This window comes from Amycolatopsis sp. NPDC059657 (assembly GCF_042734395.1).
GTDB lineage: Bacteria > Actinomycetota > Actinomycetes > Mycobacteriales > Pseudonocardiaceae > Amycolatopsis.
The window spans coordinates 21,989-39,622 of record NZ_JBHWEB010000045.1; the positions used below are offsets into that span (position 1 = coordinate 21,989).

Here is a 17,634-nt window from a genome sequence, read left to right on the forward strand (position 1 = left end):
TGTCGGGCGGGCCGAGCACGGCGTCCACGTCCTCTTTGGTGCGGTTGGGGGTGGCGTGGTCGCCTAGCCCCCCCCAACACTCACGAGGTTTTAGTGCGGGATCAGCGTCCAGCGCTGGTTGGTTTCAGCCTTGTCGGCGAAGAGCTGGACGAGGGTGGCGTTGGCGGTGCCGTGGGCCTTGGCGTCGAGCACCTTGGCCGAGTGGACGCCGCGGAGTGCGTAGGGGGCTCCTGATGGGTCGGTGGTGAACTCGAATTGCTGGTTTTGTCCGTAGTGGCAGTTGTGTTGCATGATGAAGGCCTGGTTTTCGACGCTGGCGTTGTCGACGTCGAGGCATCTTCCGGAGTTGCGGTTTTTGAGGCCGTAGATGTTGTTGCCGAGCGGGACGAGGTCCCAGATCTGCTTGACGCCGCCGACGCAATCCCAGAGTTCGATGGCGGCGCGGTCGTTGAGCGCGTCCTGGCCGACTCCGGCGACCTGGATGCACCGGCCGGATTCGACTCCTCTGATTTCGACCGCCTTCGGCGCGATCGCGGTCGCCCGGTAAGCGACGCCGCCACCGCCGTCGAGGCTCCAGTCGACCCGTCCACCCTGGAAATTGCTCCGCCTGCCCTTGGGCAGTGCCAGCTCGTCGCTGGTGGGGTAGCCGAGCCAGGACCGTTCCGCGCCCAGGTCGTTCCACTTCTGGCGGATGGAGCCGTAGACGAGCATCGAGCCGATATTGGGGTGCCAGTAGATGGCGCTGTAGTTGCGCGCGAAGGTGGAGTACACGCCGACTCCGTCCGGCAGCTTCGTCGGGTCGGAGGTCGGCCAGCTGAGCATGCCGTCCTCCGCGCCCGCTTCGACGAATTTCCGGTAGATATCCCCGTAAATGCCGTAGACGCCGCCGTTCTTGATGTCGTACACGGCGCCGCCGGAGAACTTTTGCATCTGCCCGGCGGGACTGGCGAGCGGGCCGAAGGACTCCTGGAAGGCGACCGGAAGGCCAATACCTCCGTTGTGGGCGCCCATCGCCTTGTACTTCTGGTAGATCCGTCCCGCGACCGGGTAGACGCGGACGTCGGAGCCTTCGTGCCTGAGGTAGATGGCGCCCCGTTCGTATTCCCGGTAGCCGTTCCCGGCGGAGTCGAGCACCGCTTCGGCGATGGGCTTGCCGATGGCGGCGCGGAGATCGGCGTTGGAGTTGTACAGCCGGTCGATGGGCATTGGCGGCCGGGGTGAGTCGGCGAACCAGTCCGACGGGGACGGGACGCTGTTGACCCTGAACTCGGTGAAGTCGCTCCGTGAACCCGGGACGAAGAGCCCGTAGTAGCTCGCGCGGTCGGTGAACGGGGCCAGCGTGTCATACGACGGGCACCAGGTCGCCAGCTTCCGGAACATGTCGGTGCCGTCGGTCGGCGCGACGTCGGCGTGCGCCCGGCTCATCGTGCTTTCGCTTTCCACGTAACGGAGATAGCGGCCGGGCCGGGTCACCGACTGGAACGAGAGACAGCTGGGGTCGGCGAGACCCGCCTCGACCCGCCAGGTCTGCTTGGGCTGCTCGGCGGCCGTCCACTTGGTGAGGGTGGCCGTTCCGTTGTCGTCGGTGAGATAGACGTCCTTGTCACGGGTTTCCGAGATTCCCCGGATGGTCTGGATGTCGTGCTGGTACTGGCCGACGCGCAGGAACTTCTCCCGGTCGATCGACGAGCCGGCGAGCGCGGTGTTGGCGGCGTTCACCAGGTCCGGGTGGAAGCGGCTGCCGAGCGCGGTGTCCCGGATCGCGTTGATCTGCTTGACGCGTTCCAGGTCGCGGCGGCGCAGCTCGTTGTCGATGTCGCGCTGGCGGGCGTCGGCCGCGCCGGTTTCGATGAACTTCGTGCGATCGGCGTCTTCGAGGCTCAGCACGGCTTCACGGGCGGCGAGGAACACCTCGCTGCCGGAGGGCGCGAGCTTGTAGACCGTGCGGACGAAGTCGTCGTCGTCGAGTTTGCGCATCTTGTCGTCGGCGATGATGCCGAGTGCTTGGTAGGCCGCGGCGGCCTTCTTCTCCTCGGCGATCGCGGCGGCCTTCTCGGCCTCGGTCTTGTCGTTGGCCTCGCGGATCTGCCGGGCGACGTCTTCCTTGTGAGAGGTGAAAATCTCAACGGTCAGGAAGGACCACTGCTTCTCGGGCGTGCCGCTCAACGCCTCACGGGCGGCCTTGCGGGTCTCGATGTCCTTGTGCTCGTCGGTGTTCAGGTCGAGGAAGACGATGAAGTCGTAAATGGACCGACCCAGCTCCGGGGTGTACCTGTCCTCGGTCACGCCGATGACCTTCGCGGCGTCGACCTTCGCCTTGCGTTCCTTCTCCTGCTGCTGGCGCCGCTCGTTGACGATCGCGATGTCCTCTTGGTGCGCCGCCGCCATGCCGGTCTTGATGTAGGTGGTGCACGGGGCGCAGGGCGGATCGTTCTTCACCAGCAGCGCGTCGATCGCCGCTTGCTTGACCTTCTGGTTCGCCGGATCGGCCGGCCGTGGCTTGTCCTGGTCGTCGGCGGCCCGGTACATCGCCGAAGTGAAGTCGCGATCGGACAGTTGCGTCAGCTCCGGCCCCGCCACGATCCCCAGCAACGCCGCGGCGTTGCCCTTTTCGATCTCCGTCGACGGCGGCGGGCCGTCGGCCCGCGCGGTGTCGAAACTCATCAGGCTCACTGCCGTGGCGAGCACGGCGGGAAGCACCGCACTGCGCATAACACGTCTCAGTCTCATTTTTCGGCTCTCTCAAGGAAAAACGGATAATGAGGACGCCGGCCGCTGAGGTTCCAGTGGCCGGCGTCTTCTCGTGCGGGAAGACCGGTGTTACTGGGGAATGATGGTCCAGCGCTGGTTGGCTTCACCCTTGTCCGCGAACTGCTGGAGCAGGGTGGCGTTGGCGGTGCCGTGGCCCTTGGCGTCGAGCACCTTGGCCGAGTGCACGGCACGCAGCGCGTAGTTCGCGCCGGTGTTGTCGGTCGTGAACTCCCACTGCTGGTTGAGACCGCCGTGGCAGGTGTGCTGGATGATCCCGCCCTGGTTGTCCAGTGTGTTGTTGTAGACGTCCAGGCACTTGCCCGAATTGCGGTTCTTCAGGTTGTACTTGTCGTTGCCGAGCGCGACGACGTCCCAGATCTGCTTCACACCTGCGACGCAGTCCCACAGTTCGATGGCCGCGCCGTCCCTGATGGCGTCTTGCCCGAGGCCCGCGACCTGGATGCAGCGGCCGGATTCGGCACCCTTGAGCTCGATCGCCTTCGGCGCGACCGGAACCGTCTTGTACGCGACGGTGATGCCGCCGTCGTTGCTGAAGTCGATCCGTCCACTTTGGAAGGTGTTGCGCCTGCCCTTCGGCAGGTCGAACTCGTCGCTGGTGGGGTAGCCGAGCCACGACTTCTCCGCGCCGAGTTCGTTGTACTTGCCGCGGATGGAGCCGTAGACGAGCTTCGCGCCGGTGACCTGGGTGTAGTAGATGGCGCCGGTGTTGCCGAAGAACGTGGTGTACCAGCCGATCCCGTCGGACAGGGCGACGGTGTCGGAGGTCGGGTAGCTCAGCAGGCCGTTCTCCGAACCCGTCGCGGCGTACTTCTGGTAGCTCTCGCCGTAGACGACGAACGTGCCGACGCCGGACACCGCGTACACCGCGCCGCCGGTGAACCGCTGGACGCGGCCCTTGCTGAACGCGCGCTCGTCCTCGACCGGGTAGCCGAGCACGCCGCTTTCGTAGCCGAGCGAAGCGAACTTGGCCAGCACCTCACCCGCGACGACGGACGTCGTGAGGTTGGTGGCACCCGGGCGGAAGGCCTGGTACAGACGGCCGTTCTGGTACTGGCGGTAGCCGGCCCCGTTGCCGCCGAGCACCGCGTCGGCGGTCGGCGCGCCGAGCCTGCCGCGGGCGTTCGCGTCGGTGTTGTAGCGCCGCTCGATGGGCGTCGGCGGCTTCGGCGCTTCCACCGACCACACGGCGCCACCGGACGGTGCGTTCACCGCGAGGTCGACCTTCGACTGGACGTGGCTGAAGGCGATGCCGGAACCGGACCGGCGCGCGCACCAGGTCACCGTGGGCCCGAAGGCGTTGGTGCCGTCGGCCGGGTCGACGCTGAGCCGGTTGTTGACGTAGCGCAGGTAGTGGTTCGGCCGGGTGGTCGAGGCGAACGAGTGACAGGTCGGGTCGGCGAGTCCCGGTTCGACCTTCCAGACCTGTTCCGGGTGCTGCCCGGCCGCCCACGGGTTCAGCAGTGCCTGCCCGTTGCCGTCGGCGAGGTAGAAGTCGTCGAGCGCGACCGTGCGCAGTGTCTGCGTGAGGTTCTCGTCCTTGCCGGTGAGCAGGAACCGGAGGCGGTCGGCCGTCGTGCCCGCGAGTGCCTTGTCGGCGGCGGCGACCAGCGCGGGGTGCGCGAGGCTGTTCGCCGCGCGGGTGCGCAGTTCGAAGATCTGGCGGGTGCGTGCCTCGTCCCGCTTCTTGAGCGTGTTCTCGATGTCGCGCTCGTGGGCTTCCTGCGCGCCGGTGTCGATGAAACGCTTCCACTGCACCGGATCGTGGCTGGCGAGCGCCTCTTCGGCGGCGCCGAAGACCTCGGTGTCCTGCGCGACGCGGTTGGAGATCTCGAACACGAAGGACTGGTCCGAGAGGCGGACCATGTTCTCGGGCGCGACGATGCCGAGCGCGTGCCAGGCCGCGTTCGCCTTGGCTTCACGGGCGAGCGCGGCGTCCTTATCGGCCTGGCTCTGGTCGGCCCTTTCCCTGATGAGGCGCTGGACGTCGGCGGTGTGCGCGATGCCGAGCCCGGAGCTCAGGAAGGTCCACTGCTCGTCGGGGGTGCCGGTGAGCGCGATCTGCGCCTTTTCCTTGACCAGCTGGTCCTTGTGCGCGTCCGCGTTCAGGTCGAGGTAGGCGATGAAGTCGAAGAGGGACATGGCCTTCTCCGCGTTCCCCACCGGGATGCGGAGCAGCTGACCCGCGAGCGCCTTGGCGTCCCGCTCCTTGTTCTGCTGGTCACGCCATTCGAGGTCGAGCCGGACGTCCTCCTCGTGCGCGATCTTCATCCCTGTCTTGATGAACGTGAGGCAGGCGGCGTCACCTTCCTCGAGTGCCTTGAGAGCGGCCGACTTCACGGTGCGGTTGCCCGGCTCGAGCGGGCGCGGCTTGTCCTGGTCGTCCGCGATGCGGTACATGGCCACGGTGAAATCGCGGTCGGTCAGTACCATCAGCTCGGGGCCGGGATTGACGCCGAGCAGCGCCGCGGCCGCGATCTTCTCGTCGTCGGTGGACTGGGCCGCCGCCGCGCGGGCGGCTGTGCCGGTGGTCGGGACACCGACCGGTTCCCAGTTTTTCGGTGCGGCGGCCGGGTTTCCCGGTGTGGTGGCCGCGATGGCGGGAGCGGGAGCGAACCCGGCGATCGTGGCGGCCGCGGCGCCGGCCACCACCGCGGAGCGCACGCGCCGGGGCCAGGCCCGGTTCGGTCTGCTTGCTGATACGGAGCTACTCAAAATGGATTCCTTATGATGGTGGAAAGTCCATGGGAGCACGCATAAAACCCCAGGCGCGTGCGAGCAAATCGTTGCCATGTAGGGAAAAAATGGTCAAGACCAGCCGTCGGACCGTAACAGGTTCGTGATCGCCCGAGCTGCCGGGTGTGACCTGGATCATATTCTGAAGTCCGCCGCCTGTTTTTTCTGGCAGAGTCGGCATTCTGTGTGAGAACACGGAATACCGACTAACTTGGGGGTTATCGGTGCACTGGGGATCGGCCATTACTGGCTGTGCGTTGACAGCTGCGCTCACCATTACCGGCTGTGGTCAAGTGGCGGCCGCGGAAACCTATGACACTACTGCGTTCGGCGTAGTTCGAGCGACCGGAATAGAGCAGTCGCCGTGGTATCCGAATGTTCGGCAGGCGGCGCTTTTTCACGCTCAGGCGCTGGTCAGGGCGTCCGCATGGCAGGCTTTGCGGTCGTCTGACGAGGCGGTGCTACGCGAGTTCGTGCTCCGTGGATTCGCGAAAGCCCGGCAGCGGGCCAATGAATTCAATGCGCGTAACCGGGATTTCGCTCAAAGGGTTTACGACACATATACGGCCGCCTATTCGCCACTGGTGCACGCCACCGCCGACAATGTGCTCAAAGGTAGTAGCGCTGACTGGGATTGGTTCGCCCGTACTGGTTTCGCGGAAGCCAAAGCGCGCGACAATGCGGCCAGGGAAGCCGACGAGCAGCACAAGCAGCAGATCGCGCAGGCCGACCGTGACTTCGTGCGGCTGCTGTCGACCAGCGATCCCGGCGAGCAGGTGCGGCAGGCCGCCGAGTACGCCCTGCGCAACGGCGGGCTGGACGCCGACATCCGGGAGTTCTACGCGAGCGGCTGGATGGCCGCCGCCGGACTGGACGTCGAACTCTTCCGCGTGCGTACCCAGGACGCGGGCATGTACCTCCACGCCACCATCTCCCAGCTGATCATCGACGCGCAGGAAGCCGAAAAGGCGGCACTCGCCGCGACCGGGGAAGCGGCGGTCCAGGCCCGTGCCGTCGCCGCAGGGGCGTGGGCGGACACGAAGCAGAAGGCCGACGCGGCAAGGAAAACCTGGGACGACGAGGGCAAGCTCTGCCTGGAGCAGGCCCGCTACTGGCAGACCGTGCTCGACCGGGCCAACGGGCAGGCCGATCCGGTGTGGCAGAGCATCGGCGCCGCGGCGGACAAGCAGCGCGGCACCTGGACGACCGAGTCCGCCTTCGCGGACGGCCAGGCCCGGCACTGGGGTGACGTCGGCGCCGACGCGCAGGCCGGTTACGACCGCATGACCACCGAACACTGAGCCTTTCCTCCCTCTTCCCTGTCCCTGTTCTTGTTTTCGTGAATCCGGGGTGTCCTAACCATGTCCAGATCACCGTGGCGCTCGAGGCGGAAGACGTCGATCGGATGGCGCAGAGCCGTGGTCCTCACGGTGACCGCCGCCTTCTTGGCAGGCACGATGAGCGACGGCGCCGCGGCCATGGCCGAAACGGCCGCCGCACGTGCCGCCGCTCAGCGGCCGTCGGCGAACAAGGAAAAGGCGCAGAACGCGGCCCCTGCGCAGGACGGGCTGGACCCCGAGGACCAGGCGCTGCTCGACCAGATGCAGCGTGACCTCCTCGCCGACATCGCCGCGTTCGACGAGGACGAGGAAGTCCGCGAGGCGGCCAGGGTCACCCTGAAGAAGGCGGAGGCCGGTGACAAGAAGGCCGTCGAGGACTTCTTCGACCACGGCCAGCAGGACGCGAAAAAGGCCGCGAAGGAACGGAAAGACCGCGTCGACGCGGAGAACCGCAAGCTGATCGAGGCGCTGGTGGGCACGGGCGGCCCGGCGTTCAACGCGGCTGTCACGCTGGCGCTGCAGAAGGACGCCCGCGAACGCGCGAACTTCCTGGCCTTCGGCCGCGACATCGCCGCGGAGCAGGATCGCCGCGACGGGGCCTACGAGAAGGAACTCAGGGACCGGCGGCGGGCGCACGTCGAAGCGGCGGCCGCACAGGGCACGCCGGAGGTATCCAAAGCGGCCAAGGCCGCGTTGGCCGCCGGCGACGCCGCGATCGAGGAGTACCTCAAGACCGGATACCTCGTCGCGGCGAAGAAGGACGCGGACGCCCGTGACGCGCAGCTGGCGGAGCTGGAGCGGCAGCGCAAGGAGAACGAGGCCGCGTCGGCCGAGGCACAGAAGATCGTCAGGGCGATGAAGGCCCGTCGCAACATCCTCACCGCGCACGGCGATGGGTTGAAGGCGTTGGAGCGCGCGGCGAACGACATGACCGGCGCGGCGGACGCGTCCCGCGAGGCGGCCAGGGTGCTCGCCGCGGATCAGGCGAGCGGTCAGTACCACCCCGAGCTGTACCAGCGTGCGAAGGACAGGGTGGCGCAACAGCTTCAGTACGCGATCGCCGACGCCAGGGAGGCCGAGACCGCCGCCGCCGGTGCGACCACGCAGGCCAACATCCTGGTCGAGAACGGGATGCCGCACGGCTCGCAGTGGGTGAAGGTCGTCCAGGGCATGGCCGCCGCCGCGCAGGCGGGCAAGCAGGCCACGGAATCCGCGGTGCACGCGGTGGACGCGATCGCCGCGGACGCCGCGGCGACCGACGCCGCCGACAAGGCCAAGAAGCACGAGGAAAACGCCAAGCAGTGGCTGGCCAACGCGAAGTCGCACGAAGCGAGTGCCCTGCAGATGGCCAAGGCGGCTCGGGACGAGGCCAACGCGGCGGCGGAGGCCGCGCGGCTGGCGAAGCAGGCGAGGATCGACGCCGAGGCGGCGCTGGCCAGTGCCAAGGCGCATGCCGCGAACGTCAAGCAGGCTCGTGCCGACGCGGAGAACCAGCGGACCATCGCGGCGCAGAAGCGTCAGGAGGCCGAGCAGTGGCGCGGGGTCGCGGAACAGAAGCGTAAGGAAGCCGAGGCGAAGCAGCGCGTGGCCGCCGAGGAGCGGGCCAAGGCGGTGCAGGAGGCGAACCTCGCGCGCCAGAAGCGGCAGGAAGCCGAAGCGCAGCAACGGATCGCGTCCGACAAGCGGGTGGCGGCGCAGCAGCAGGAGCAGATCGCGGCCGACGCGGCCAAGGACGCGCGGGCACAGGAACAGATCGCGGCCAACGCCGACAACAGCGCGAGTATCGAGGAGAACCGGGCCCACCAGGCGCGGGAAGAGGCCGAGCAGCTCAGGCAGTCGGCCGACACCGCCGAGAAGCGGGCGCAGGCGCTCGGCCAGCTGGCCGACCGTGCGGAAAGCTCCTCGGAGATCATCCAAGAGGACAAGGTGAAGGCGCGGAACGCGGCGAACCAGGCGCGCACCGACGCGAACACCGCTCGGGGCGCGGCGAACACCGCGCAGCAGCGTGCCAATGAAGCGGGCGCGGCCGCGGTGAACTCCCGCAAGGCCGCGACCGAGGCGCAGGGCGCCGCCGGCCGGTCTCGCGCACACGCGGACCGGGCGCAGTCGGCGGCGTCGGAAGCCCGTGCCGCGGCACGGGAGGCCGAGCACGCCGCGGGAATGTCCCGTGCGGCGGCGAACCAGGCGCAGGCCGCCGCGTCGCGGGCGAACCAGGCGGCCAACCGTGCCGAGCAAGAGGCCGCCGCGGTGCACGCCGAGGCGATGCGGGCGCGGGCGGACGCGGAGACCGCGACCGCCGCCGAGGCTCGCGCCGCGGAGAACGCGCGCAAGGCGATGGATCTGGCGCAGCGGGCGATGGTGGAGTCGGCGAAGGCACTCGAGGCCGCGGATCGTACCCGCGACGAGGCCAACGCCGCGGCCGAGGAAGCGGCGACGGCGGCCGTCCAGGCCGGGATCGCGACCCGTGCTTCGGCCGCGACCACGAAGGCCTCGGCCGGTATCGCCAACCCGGCGAACACCGCGATCACGCTCACCAACCCGTTCGCGGGCACCGACATCGACGCCGACTTCGTCCAGCTGGTCGCCAACCGCGCCAAGGACATCGGCGACACCCAGGTGAAGGCCGCCCAGCAGGCCGCGGCCGACGCCAACCAGAAGTCGATCGAAGCCGCCGAGGCGGCGAGGAACGCCGGCGACCTGGTGAAACCGGCCTACGAAGCGGCGGCCAACGCGGCCAAGTCGGCCGCCGACGCGGCAAAAGCGGCGGCGGACGCGCAGGTTTCAGCCGCCGAGGCGGCGGTCGAAGCGGCGGCGGCCCGCAGACTGGCGGCGGAGACCGAGGCAGTGGACGCCGAGGCGCAGGCCGACGCCAAGGCGGCACGTGCCGCGGCCGACCAGGCGGCGGCGGACGCCGCGCTCGCCGGCCGCGCGGCGGATGCGGCCGAGCGTGACGCGGCGGCGGCACGCCAGGCGGCGGACAGCGCCACCAAGGCGGCCAACGAGGCCAGCGCGGCGGCCACCCGGGCCCAGCAGGACGCCGACGCCGCGGCGAAGGCGGCCACCCAGGCGGAAAAGGACGCCGAGGAGGCACGGCAGGCGGCCGCCCGCGCGGACCAGTACGCCAAGGACGCCGATTCGGCGGCGAAGAACGCCGAGAAGTACGCGGACAACGTCGAGGCGAGAGCACGGAACGCGGAGGAGGACGCCAAGGCGATCCAGGCGCAGCTGGCCCAGCTGCAGGAGGAAATGCGCAGGGCCGCCGAAGAGGAAGCGCGTCGTCAGGCCGAACAGGCCATCAACGACGACAGCGAGGTCCCCGCGCTCACCCCGGAGGAAGAGGCCGACCTGCGCGCCGAGAAGGGCCAAGCCGGTGTCGACCAGTACAACCAGGCTCGGGCCGAGGCGAACAAGAGCCTGCTCGACATGATCGTCGCCGAGGGCGGGCAGATCATCCTCGACCTGATCGGGTACACCGACGCCAAGAAGTGCTTCATGGAGGGCGACTTCATCTCCTGCGTGATGACGGTCATCAACGCGTTGCCCATCCTGAAGCTCGCCAGGTTCCTCACCAAGATCCCGGACGCGATCAGCACGACCGTGCGGATCGTCAAGGGCATCCGGACCTTCAAGGATCTCAAGCTGGCCGCTCGCGGTGTCATCACCAAGCTTCGCGACCTGCTCAGGCAGCTCAAGGGCTGCAAGCAGCCGGGGATGCGCGCGGCGGCGACCTGCACGGTGGTGGACAGGCAGAAGATCCGGGAGAAGGAACTCGAAGCCCACACGGGCCAGCCGTCGGTCGCCGCGAGCCCGGGGCAGCGGCTCGCCAGCATCGCGGGGCAGCAGACGGTGAACGGATGTTTCAACACCATCGTCCCCACGGACGTGTCCTTCAACTACCCGATGCAGGACTTCACCTGGCTCGGCAATCCCGCCAAGCGCGCGACCGGCGGCATCGTGTGCGCGAAGAGCACCACCACGCGGTCCGGCGAACCTGCGGCTCCGGTGGGACACCCGGAATCACCGGCGAAACTGGGCACCGAGCCGGTGCAGAAGGGCCACCTGGTCGCGGCCAGGCTCTGGGGCTCCATGAGCGTGGAGAACATCGTGACCCAGTACCGGGCGGTCAACCTGTCGGACGTGAAAATCGTCGAGAACGCCGTCGGCGACATGCTGGACCGGCATCCGGCCAGGGACGTCTCGGTGATCTACGAGGTCCACGTGCAGTACCCCAGCGCCACGGCCGCGATGCCGGAGTGGATCTTCATCGAGGCGATCTCGTCGAACGGGGCGAACTGCTTCGCTACCATCCACAACGTGCCAGGGGGCAACGTGAAGAAGGAACGCTGCGACTCGTTCCGGACAGCCTGACAATGACCAGGAGTGAAGCATGACGCACGTGGACGAGGTGGCTCGTCTCGTCGGCTGGCGGCCCGGGGACTTCCGCCCCGAGGTGGACTGGGCCGCCGTCGAACGGGACCTGGGCATCCGGCTGCCTGGCGACTACAAGGAACTGCTGACCCGATTCCCGTCCGGCGCGTACCGGGCGAGCATCGAAGTGGAGAACCCGGCGCAGAGTGCCGATGAGCTCGTCGGCGCCAAACGTCACAACGAGGAGTTCCTGGAGATCTTCGCGGACCCGGACACCGGGTACCTCTCGGGCACGTCGTATGTGCTCTTCCCCGAGCCCGGCGGACTTTACCCTTGGGGGAGCACCGATTCGGGTGGCACGTTCTGGTGGATCACCGACTCGGCCGACCCGGACACCTGGCGGGTCGCCTACAACGACCGGGACAACTGGCACGAGCACCCGGGTCCGATGTCGAAGGTCATCCACGAGATCCTGGTGAGTACCGGCGAGGACAACATCCTGCGGTGGGACCTGTCCGCGAAGCCGGTGGAATTCACCGGCTTCATCGGCTCCCGGATGGTCTCCTACCCGGTGACATAGCCCGGGTGTGTCGGTGAAATAAACGCGGCCATCACGTGATCATGGGTGTTTGTGAAGACAACCCAAGATCGTGTGGTGGCCGCGGCTGCGAGCGTAGGCCCCATGTTGTGGCTGGCGGTGCTGGGTGAGGCGTTCGCCCGGATCGCGGGCCGGTTCCGCCGTGTGGAGGCCCGCCGCCGCGCGGTGAGATTCGTGCAAGGGCGGCCGCAGAAGCCGCGCTGGCGAACGTGAAGAGGTCAGCGGCGCTGCCTCGCGGAGGTCTACGCCAGGATCGATTCGCTCGGCGACGTCGGAGACGCTTTGGACAGCGGAAACCCTGACAGGCTAGCGGAACTCTACGGAGACCTGCATCTGGAGATGCTCTACGACAGCGTAAAAGAGGCCCTCAGTGTGAGAGTCTCTCTCCGTGCCCATCAAGTGTCCGACGGGCGACTTGCACACTAACCACACGCCTGAAGTTGCTCCGGTGACTGGTTAGCCCTTTGCGAGATCGAGCCACTGACATGGGCGTCAGCGCCGCATTCCCGGTTGGTAGAGCTGGCTCTTCGAGTCGCACCGACCACTGTCGGTGTGCCTGAACGCGCCGGTCACCGCTAGGCCGACGTCTGGTCCATCGGGCTGCTGACGCACACAGCTGCGTCCCGTGCGCCTATCCGACTTGCTTAACCCAATCTGAAAGGTACATTTTTAGTCGATCGAGTTCGCGCTCATCCAGCAGGTTGTTGTGCGCGACAATGTTTCTGGAAGCCTCAAGTTCACGAAACCGCGCTAGAACCCAATCGACGTCAGGGAATAAGTCATTGAAATCGCCCCAGTTGTTCTGGATTAACGAACTTAGGTCACCGAAGTCGGTGTAGTAGATTTCACTAGCTCCGCGCTGCATGTGCCATCGATTCTTTCCCTCCTTCTCTTGGCGACTGGCTACATTTCGTTTTAGGTTCTGGCTGGCACATCTATCCCACCAGTCCGGCCCATGCGCTTCCAGTAGTCGATCAAAAATAAGTTCTCGCGCTGAGTTTTCAAGCATGAAAAATGCAAGATACGATGGCAGTGCGCGCATACCAGACCGGCGTAGCGGTGCAGAGAAATCTTCCATCGGCATCACTCGCTGGAGTGCCTGGGGATCTGTTTCCGCACGAACAGCCGTGCCGTCTCTTTCGAGCTCGTTTAGTGCATGCTCGACAGCTAACCCTTTGAATAGCCAGGACCTCATTGCATCTAGGTTCACCACTACATCAACTCACTCTTCACGGCTTGGAAGATCGCCCGGTACACGCTGACGTCCGAGGTTGGCGGCAGATGCAAATGAACGTCGTGGTGCAGGCGTAGAAATGACGAAGTGTCCACGGTGGCAGCATTTTCGCTTTCCGCACCCCCAGAAGCCGTCTCCTCAGTGTTGTTGTTTGGAGGCCCAGGTGGACTCTGTTCAGTCCATGCGGCAGTGCTCGCCAATGATTTGAAGGTGGTCGCGATCTTTCGGGCAACCGCATCGCCAGCTCCTGACGCATTTCTTACGATTCCAAGCAGTTCGGTGCCGCTTCTTTCGTATGCTCGCTCATCACTTAGAAAGAGGGTGGCGTAAGCTTTTCTTATTCCGGTTGCCAGTGCGACTCCGGAGTTTGCACCTCTATATTGATTGTAGAGATCCGTCGGCGTACCTTCGCTCGTCAGAAACCCCATCTCTTTTAAGAGCTTTATGACGGCGCGGTCATTCGAAGAATTGAAGCCTAAATTTGCTTTTAGGAATTCGTGAGTAAACTTGGGCGGGGTCGCAGCCGAGCGAATCTTCGCAAGGATCGCCGGGAGATTCGTCACGCTCATCATGTATGGAAATTCGTTGGCCATTACGTTTCCTGTCCCGATGGCTGTCGTAGTTAGCGCCCGCATTGCCGGCGGTCCGTGCTGAAGGATCGTGGACTGGTCAGTCAACGTTACGATCCGGGAGCTGAGCGGCGGTGTCAACCTGCTCGCTAACGTCGCATCCAGGTGCTCGTCCGCTCTGTCAGAGGTCCTCGACCTGCAGGACGACGCCGTGGTGACACGTTACGGCGAAATCACTATCTGCTCCGCCTGGGCGCGTTCTTCGTCTCCGGCAAATCCTGCCAGCGCGACACCCGCGAGAGCACCACTGCTGATGTCAGCAGCCCAGGCAACAATCTGATCACGCAGGTAACTGACTGGTCGGTCGCTACGACCATCAAGAGCAAGAATTTACTCCAGGTGAAGGTGGCGATAGTCTTGACCGACCTGATGGTGGCGGCTTCCCGGGACTACTCCGCGTTCATGTCGTGTGAGGCTCGGCCTGCCTGGCTTGACGAGGCCTTGCATCAACTTGGGGAATGGTTCCGTGAGAAGTACTTCGACGTGGACCTGTCGACTGACGGGCTCTATGCCGCCGAGAACAGGACGCTCAAGCTTCAGCGCCACAGCGACGTGCACTCGCGAAGCCTGAGGGCTCAGCTGAGTGAGACCGGCACCAACTGGGGTACGTGGAATACCGAACTGCTCTTGCATGAGCGCCATGGCAGCGAGGGATGGGTGTCGATCTCGGTTCAGAACGAGCAGGGCCGCTTTGTTGACGTGCCCCGTATCGCCCGCTACCTGATGCGGACGCTGCCCTTGGGTGACGGACGGGTGCGGTTCGTTGACGGCGCTCAAGTGTTCCGGGCCGACGACGTTCCGCGATTGGTCGAGATGCTGACCGACGAGAAGCGTCACGGCCTGATCTTTGTGGCAGGGACGACGGGCGACTCGATTCCTTTCGACGCCTTTGCCTCGCACATGGGTGTGTGGACTAAGCAGGTATACGGGCTAGGTCAAGTGGTAGTGCTCGACCCGTGGGCCACGGAAGCCTTCAATGCAATCGCAGGACTCCGGTATCAGGCGCCTCCGTGGGCAGTACGGACGTTCTTCCCGGAGGTTAATTTCGGCAGTGAACTCGATTGGCGTCGGCACCGCATCCTCGGGTCGGCTCGCCTCGGCGCGATGGACGACTCACATATCGAACGTATGCTGGGCGCCATCGCACGAAGACATGCCAGCACTCGGGCCACGTCCGGCGAAGTTACGCGGGTCGTGCGGAAGTTCGAGAGACTGGCGAACTCGGCCCTGCTTATCGCGATCGATCCGAAAACCACGTTGGACGTGCTGCCCACGACAGTGCCCGTCGACCCTGGAGTCGCGGAAGGCGCAGACTTCCAGCACCAGGTGGAGTTGGTTAAGCAGATCCTCCAGATTAAAAGAATCAACGAGCCGACATTGCGGGCCATCGCACAGTCGATCACTCGTCCTCTCGTGGAGCCAGTCGCTTTGGCGGAGGCTCGGAGGAGGGTAGAGACGAAGCAGACTCAGTTGGAGCTGACCCAGGACGCCCTGCAAGCGGCCAAGAGCGCGCTCGACGACGACCAGCTCGAGCGAGCGGAGATTTACGAAGATCTGGAGAGGGCGAACGCGGAGATCAGGTGGCTGCGGCACAGCTTGCAAACGCAGGGGGATCGAGACGTTGCGTTTGGTGTGCTTCCGGAGGAGTGGCGGGAGGACTACCCACAGGGGTTTGGAGACCTCCTGGACCGGATCCCTGACCTTGTGTGCGGCAGGCTGCGATTCACGGGCGATCGATCAGTGGCTCTTAGTGTCGACGACCACGACACGCTGCAGCTTGCCGCACGCACCGCGTGGGACGCTTGCCTAGCGCTGGGCGACTATCTCCGGGCGCGAGATGAAGAAAAGTGCGACAAGGGAGTTGACTACTACCTCCGGCACACGCCAAGCGGCTATATCGGGATCACACCGGGAAAGCATGCCGCGACTGAGACCGGGACGACGATGAGAAGCCACGGAGAAGAGCGCGTCTTTCCCGTTCCAAATACAGTCGACCCCTCTGGGCGTCGCGTGATGAAAGCACACTTTAAGCTGGCGCAAATCGGAATGGTGTCACCCAGGATGTACTATCTCGATGACTACAATGCTTCTCGCTCGATCTATATTGGCTACATCGGCCCGCATTTGGCTAACACGCACACCAACTGAAGGATGCGACGGCCGAGGCGGGCCTATCCGACGCCGAAGTATCGTTATCTTTCCGTGTCGCAACCGGGGCGTGGCGGCACGACGCCGAAGGAACGGTGGCGAACACGTCGGCGCACTCGGCCAGGTCACGCGAATTGAAACCACGCACCTCAACCTGTCCGCGGCTGAGACCGGGCCGGATGGCGCGCGACTCGAATTCGGCTACGACGCCGCCCTCCGGTTGGTTTCGGTGACCAACGCGCAAGGCCTGCGTTGGCAGCATGACTATGACAGCACCGGGAACCTGGTGCGGGAGAGCGACTTCAACGACAGGGAGGTCACCTACATCTATGACGCCGCCGGCCGGTTGACCGAGCGGGTGAACGGCATGGGACAGCGCACGCGTTCGTCCGCGACGCGATGGGCGCCATCGTGGAACGGCGGTGCGGGGACGCGGTCACCACCATCGACTATGACGCCGCGGGAAGGCTGGTGCACGCTCGCAATGCAGACACCGAACTGCGGTATCGGCGGGACGCACTGGGGCAGGTGCTTGAGGAAACGGTCAACGGGCGAACCGTCTCCTCCACGTATGGCGCATTGGGCCGTCGCGTCCACCGCTGCATCCCACCGGGGCCCAGAGCCGCTGGGGCTATGCCGCCAACGGCAAGCCGTCCAGCTTGGAAACCGGCGGCCGTACGCTGTTCTTCGGCTATGACCGGGCTGGCCGTGAGGTGGAGCGGCTGCTCGACACCGGCACGATGCTGGCGCAGGCGTGGGACGAGAACCACCGGCTCGTCGCGCAAACGGTCAATGCGGTCAGCGGTGGCTCTGCCGCGCAATCCCGTCAGATCCAGCAGCGGCGGTATCACTACCGAGCCGACGATCACGTGTCCGCGATCGAGGACGAGTTCGGCGGCACTCGCCGTTTCGATCTCGATTCGGCCGGACGGGTGCTCGCGGTCGAGGGCGCCGGCTGGCAGGAGCGGTACGCCTACGACGCCGCGGGCAACCTCACGCAGGCCACTCAGAACGAGTACCCCCGATATCATGCGCAACGGCGGCTGGGACTGGGAACGGGTCGCCGCTGCACGTGATCGAGGTAGGCGGGCAACTCGTGAGCTACGACGACCGCAGGCTGGACGCGGCGAGAGAGGTCGGCCGCCCGGTCGCGATCACCCTGGTCGATCCGAACGCGGTGCATCCCGACTCGACGACCAGGAAACGTGGGCGGACAAATTCCGGGAGCGCATGCGGAGCCCACGGAACCGGCTCGACGGGGTACCCGTACCGGACAATGGACGCAGTGAACGGCGAAGCCGGAAGCGCCGGGATGTGGTGGCGGCAGGAGGCGACGGAGAAGGTGACGGACATGGCGGATTCGCCGATCGTGGCGTTGTGGTGCCAGGGAAAATTGCCGATCGAGGACGCGATCCACTATGCCGGCGGAGTATCCCGCGAGCTGGACGTGCACCCGCAGGCGCCGGGGGGATTCGAGCTCGGCGACGAGTTCGACCTGGCGGAGATGCTCGCCGAAGATCCCGACTGGGTGTCGGACGTCGACATCACGAATGAGACCGCGATCCACGGTGGCTTCCTCGTGCGCGGCGAGGGTTCGCACGGCTCGGAGGGCTTCTTCGGACGGCTCGACGCCGGACGTGAACTCGTCTGGATCGTTTTCCTGGCCGAGTCCAACCCCTTCGTGGAAACCACCGTCAACGGAGACCTGGCCACCTTCACGTCGAGTTCCGGAGTGTCGATCACCGTGCATATCGACTGGCTGACCGAAACTTCTAGTGCCGCTCACGGGGCGTAGCCCGTTGCCACGGACTA

General features: G+C 65.9%; 11 protein-coding genes and 2 pseudogenes. 9 read left to right on the plus strand and 4 right to left on the minus strand.

The window, feature by feature from the left end; genetic code table 11:
• Positions 1-90: 90 nt before the first annotated feature.
• Positions 91-2,712, minus strand: a complete 2,622-nt coding sequence (locus ACFV15_RS24155) for an RICIN domain-containing protein (protein WP_378352847.1) — start codon at positions 2,710-2,712, stop codon at positions 91-93.
• Between the two features lie 108 nt (positions 2,713-2,820).
• Positions 2,821-5,433, minus strand: a complete 2,613-nt coding sequence (locus ACFV15_RS24160) for an RICIN domain-containing protein (RefSeq protein WP_378352848.1) — start codon at positions 5,431-5,433, stop codon at positions 2,821-2,823.
• A 656-nt stretch (positions 5,434-6,089) separates the two neighbouring features.
• Between ACFV15_RS24160 and ACFV15_RS24165 the strand changes: the two genes are divergently transcribed.
• The 4 genes from ACFV15_RS24165 (at position 6,090) to ACFV15_RS24180 (ending at position 12,024) form a co-directional block, all read left to right on the plus strand.
• Positions 6,090-6,806 carry a hypothetical protein gene (locus tag ACFV15_RS24165; RefSeq protein WP_378352849.1) on the plus strand — a complete coding sequence of 239 codons (717 nt, stop codon included), beginning with the start codon at positions 6,090-6,092 and terminating at the stop codon, positions 6,804-6,806.
• A 129-nt stretch (positions 6,807-6,935) separates the two neighbouring features.
• A complete protein-coding gene (locus ACFV15_RS24170) occupies positions 6,936-11,213 on the plus strand; it encodes a DNA/RNA non-specific endonuclease (protein WP_378352850.1) in 4,278 nt (1,425 codons plus the stop codon).
• A 19-nt stretch (positions 11,214-11,232) separates the two neighbouring features.
• On the plus strand, positions 11,233-11,793 hold the full coding sequence (locus ACFV15_RS24175; RefSeq protein ID WP_378352851.1) for an SMI1/KNR4 family protein: 561 nt from the start codon (positions 11,233-11,235) through the stop codon (positions 11,791-11,793).
• A gap of 102 nt (positions 11,794-11,895) precedes the next feature.
• Positions 11,896-12,024: a hypothetical protein gene (locus tag ACFV15_RS24180; protein ID WP_378352852.1), complete on the plus strand. Its 129-nt coding sequence runs from the start codon at positions 11,896-11,898 to the stop codon at positions 12,022-12,024.
• A 418-nt stretch (positions 12,025-12,442) separates the two neighbouring features.
• Here the strand turns inward: ACFV15_RS24180 and ACFV15_RS24185 are convergent, their stop codons facing one another.
• Positions 12,443-13,006, minus strand: coding sequence for a Swt1 family HEPN domain-containing protein (locus ACFV15_RS24185; RefSeq protein WP_378352853.1), 564 nt, complete (start codon positions 13,004-13,006; stop codon positions 12,443-12,445).
• Between the two features lie 17 nt (positions 13,007-13,023).
• Entirely contained in the window at positions 13,024-13,638 is a 615-nt protein-coding gene (locus ACFV15_RS24190; RefSeq protein ID WP_378352854.1) for a DUF5343 domain-containing protein, read from the minus strand.
• Between the two features lie 141 nt (positions 13,639-13,779).
• On the opposite strand from ACFV15_RS24190, the gene ACFV15_RS24195 reads away from it, so the two are divergent.
• The 5 genes and pseudogenes from ACFV15_RS24195 (at position 13,780) to ACFV15_RS24215 (ending at position 17,617) form a co-directional block, all read left to right on the plus strand.
• The gene (locus tag ACFV15_RS24195; RefSeq protein ID WP_378352855.1) at positions 13,780-15,822 is read left to right on the plus strand and encodes a hypothetical protein; all 2,043 of its coding nucleotides are present in this window, start codon (positions 13,780-13,782) and stop codon (positions 15,820-15,822) included.
• A pseudogene (locus tag ACFV15_RS24200) lies at positions 15,758-16,195 on the plus strand (hypothetical protein); the annotation flags it as partial. The gene ACFV15_RS24195 and the pseudogene ACFV15_RS24200, both read left to right, overlap by 65 nt.
• Before the next feature lie 26 nt (positions 16,196-16,221).
• Positions 16,222-16,377, plus strand: a pseudogene (locus ACFV15_RS24205) (hypothetical protein); the annotation flags it as partial.
• A 104-nt stretch (positions 16,378-16,481) separates the two neighbouring features.
• Complete coding sequence (locus tag ACFV15_RS24210) at positions 16,482-16,898, plus strand: hypothetical protein (protein WP_378352856.1); 417 nt, start codon at positions 16,482-16,484, stop codon at positions 16,896-16,898.
• Between the two features lie 20 nt (positions 16,899-16,918).
• Positions 16,919-17,617 carry a hypothetical protein gene (locus ACFV15_RS24215; protein ID WP_378352857.1) on the plus strand — a complete coding sequence of 233 codons (699 nt, stop codon included), beginning with the start codon at positions 16,919-16,921 and terminating at the stop codon, positions 17,615-17,617.
• Positions 17,618-17,634: the final 17 nt, after the last annotated feature.

Bases quoted from the DNA above. Each gene is read 5' to 3' on its own strand.
- ACFV15_RS24190 (WP_378352854.1), bottom strand. From the start codon at position 13,638: ATGGCCAACGAATTTCCATACATGATGAGCGTGACGAATCTCCCGGCG.
- ACFV15_RS24180 (WP_378352852.1), top strand. From the start codon at position 11,896: ATGTTGTGGCTGGCGGTGCTGGGTGAGGCGTTCGCCCGGATCGCGGGC.
- ACFV15_RS24155 (WP_378352847.1), bottom strand. From the start codon at position 2,712: ATGCGCAGTGCGGTGCTTCCCGCCGTGCTCGCCACGGCAGTGAGCCTG.
- ACFV15_RS24185 (WP_378352853.1), bottom strand. From the start codon at position 13,006: ATGAGGTCCTGGCTATTCAAAGGGTTAGCTGTCGAGCATGCACTAAAC.
- ACFV15_RS24175 (WP_378352851.1), top strand. From the start codon at position 11,233: ATGACGCACGTGGACGAGGTGGCTCGTCTCGTCGGCTGGCGGCCCGGG.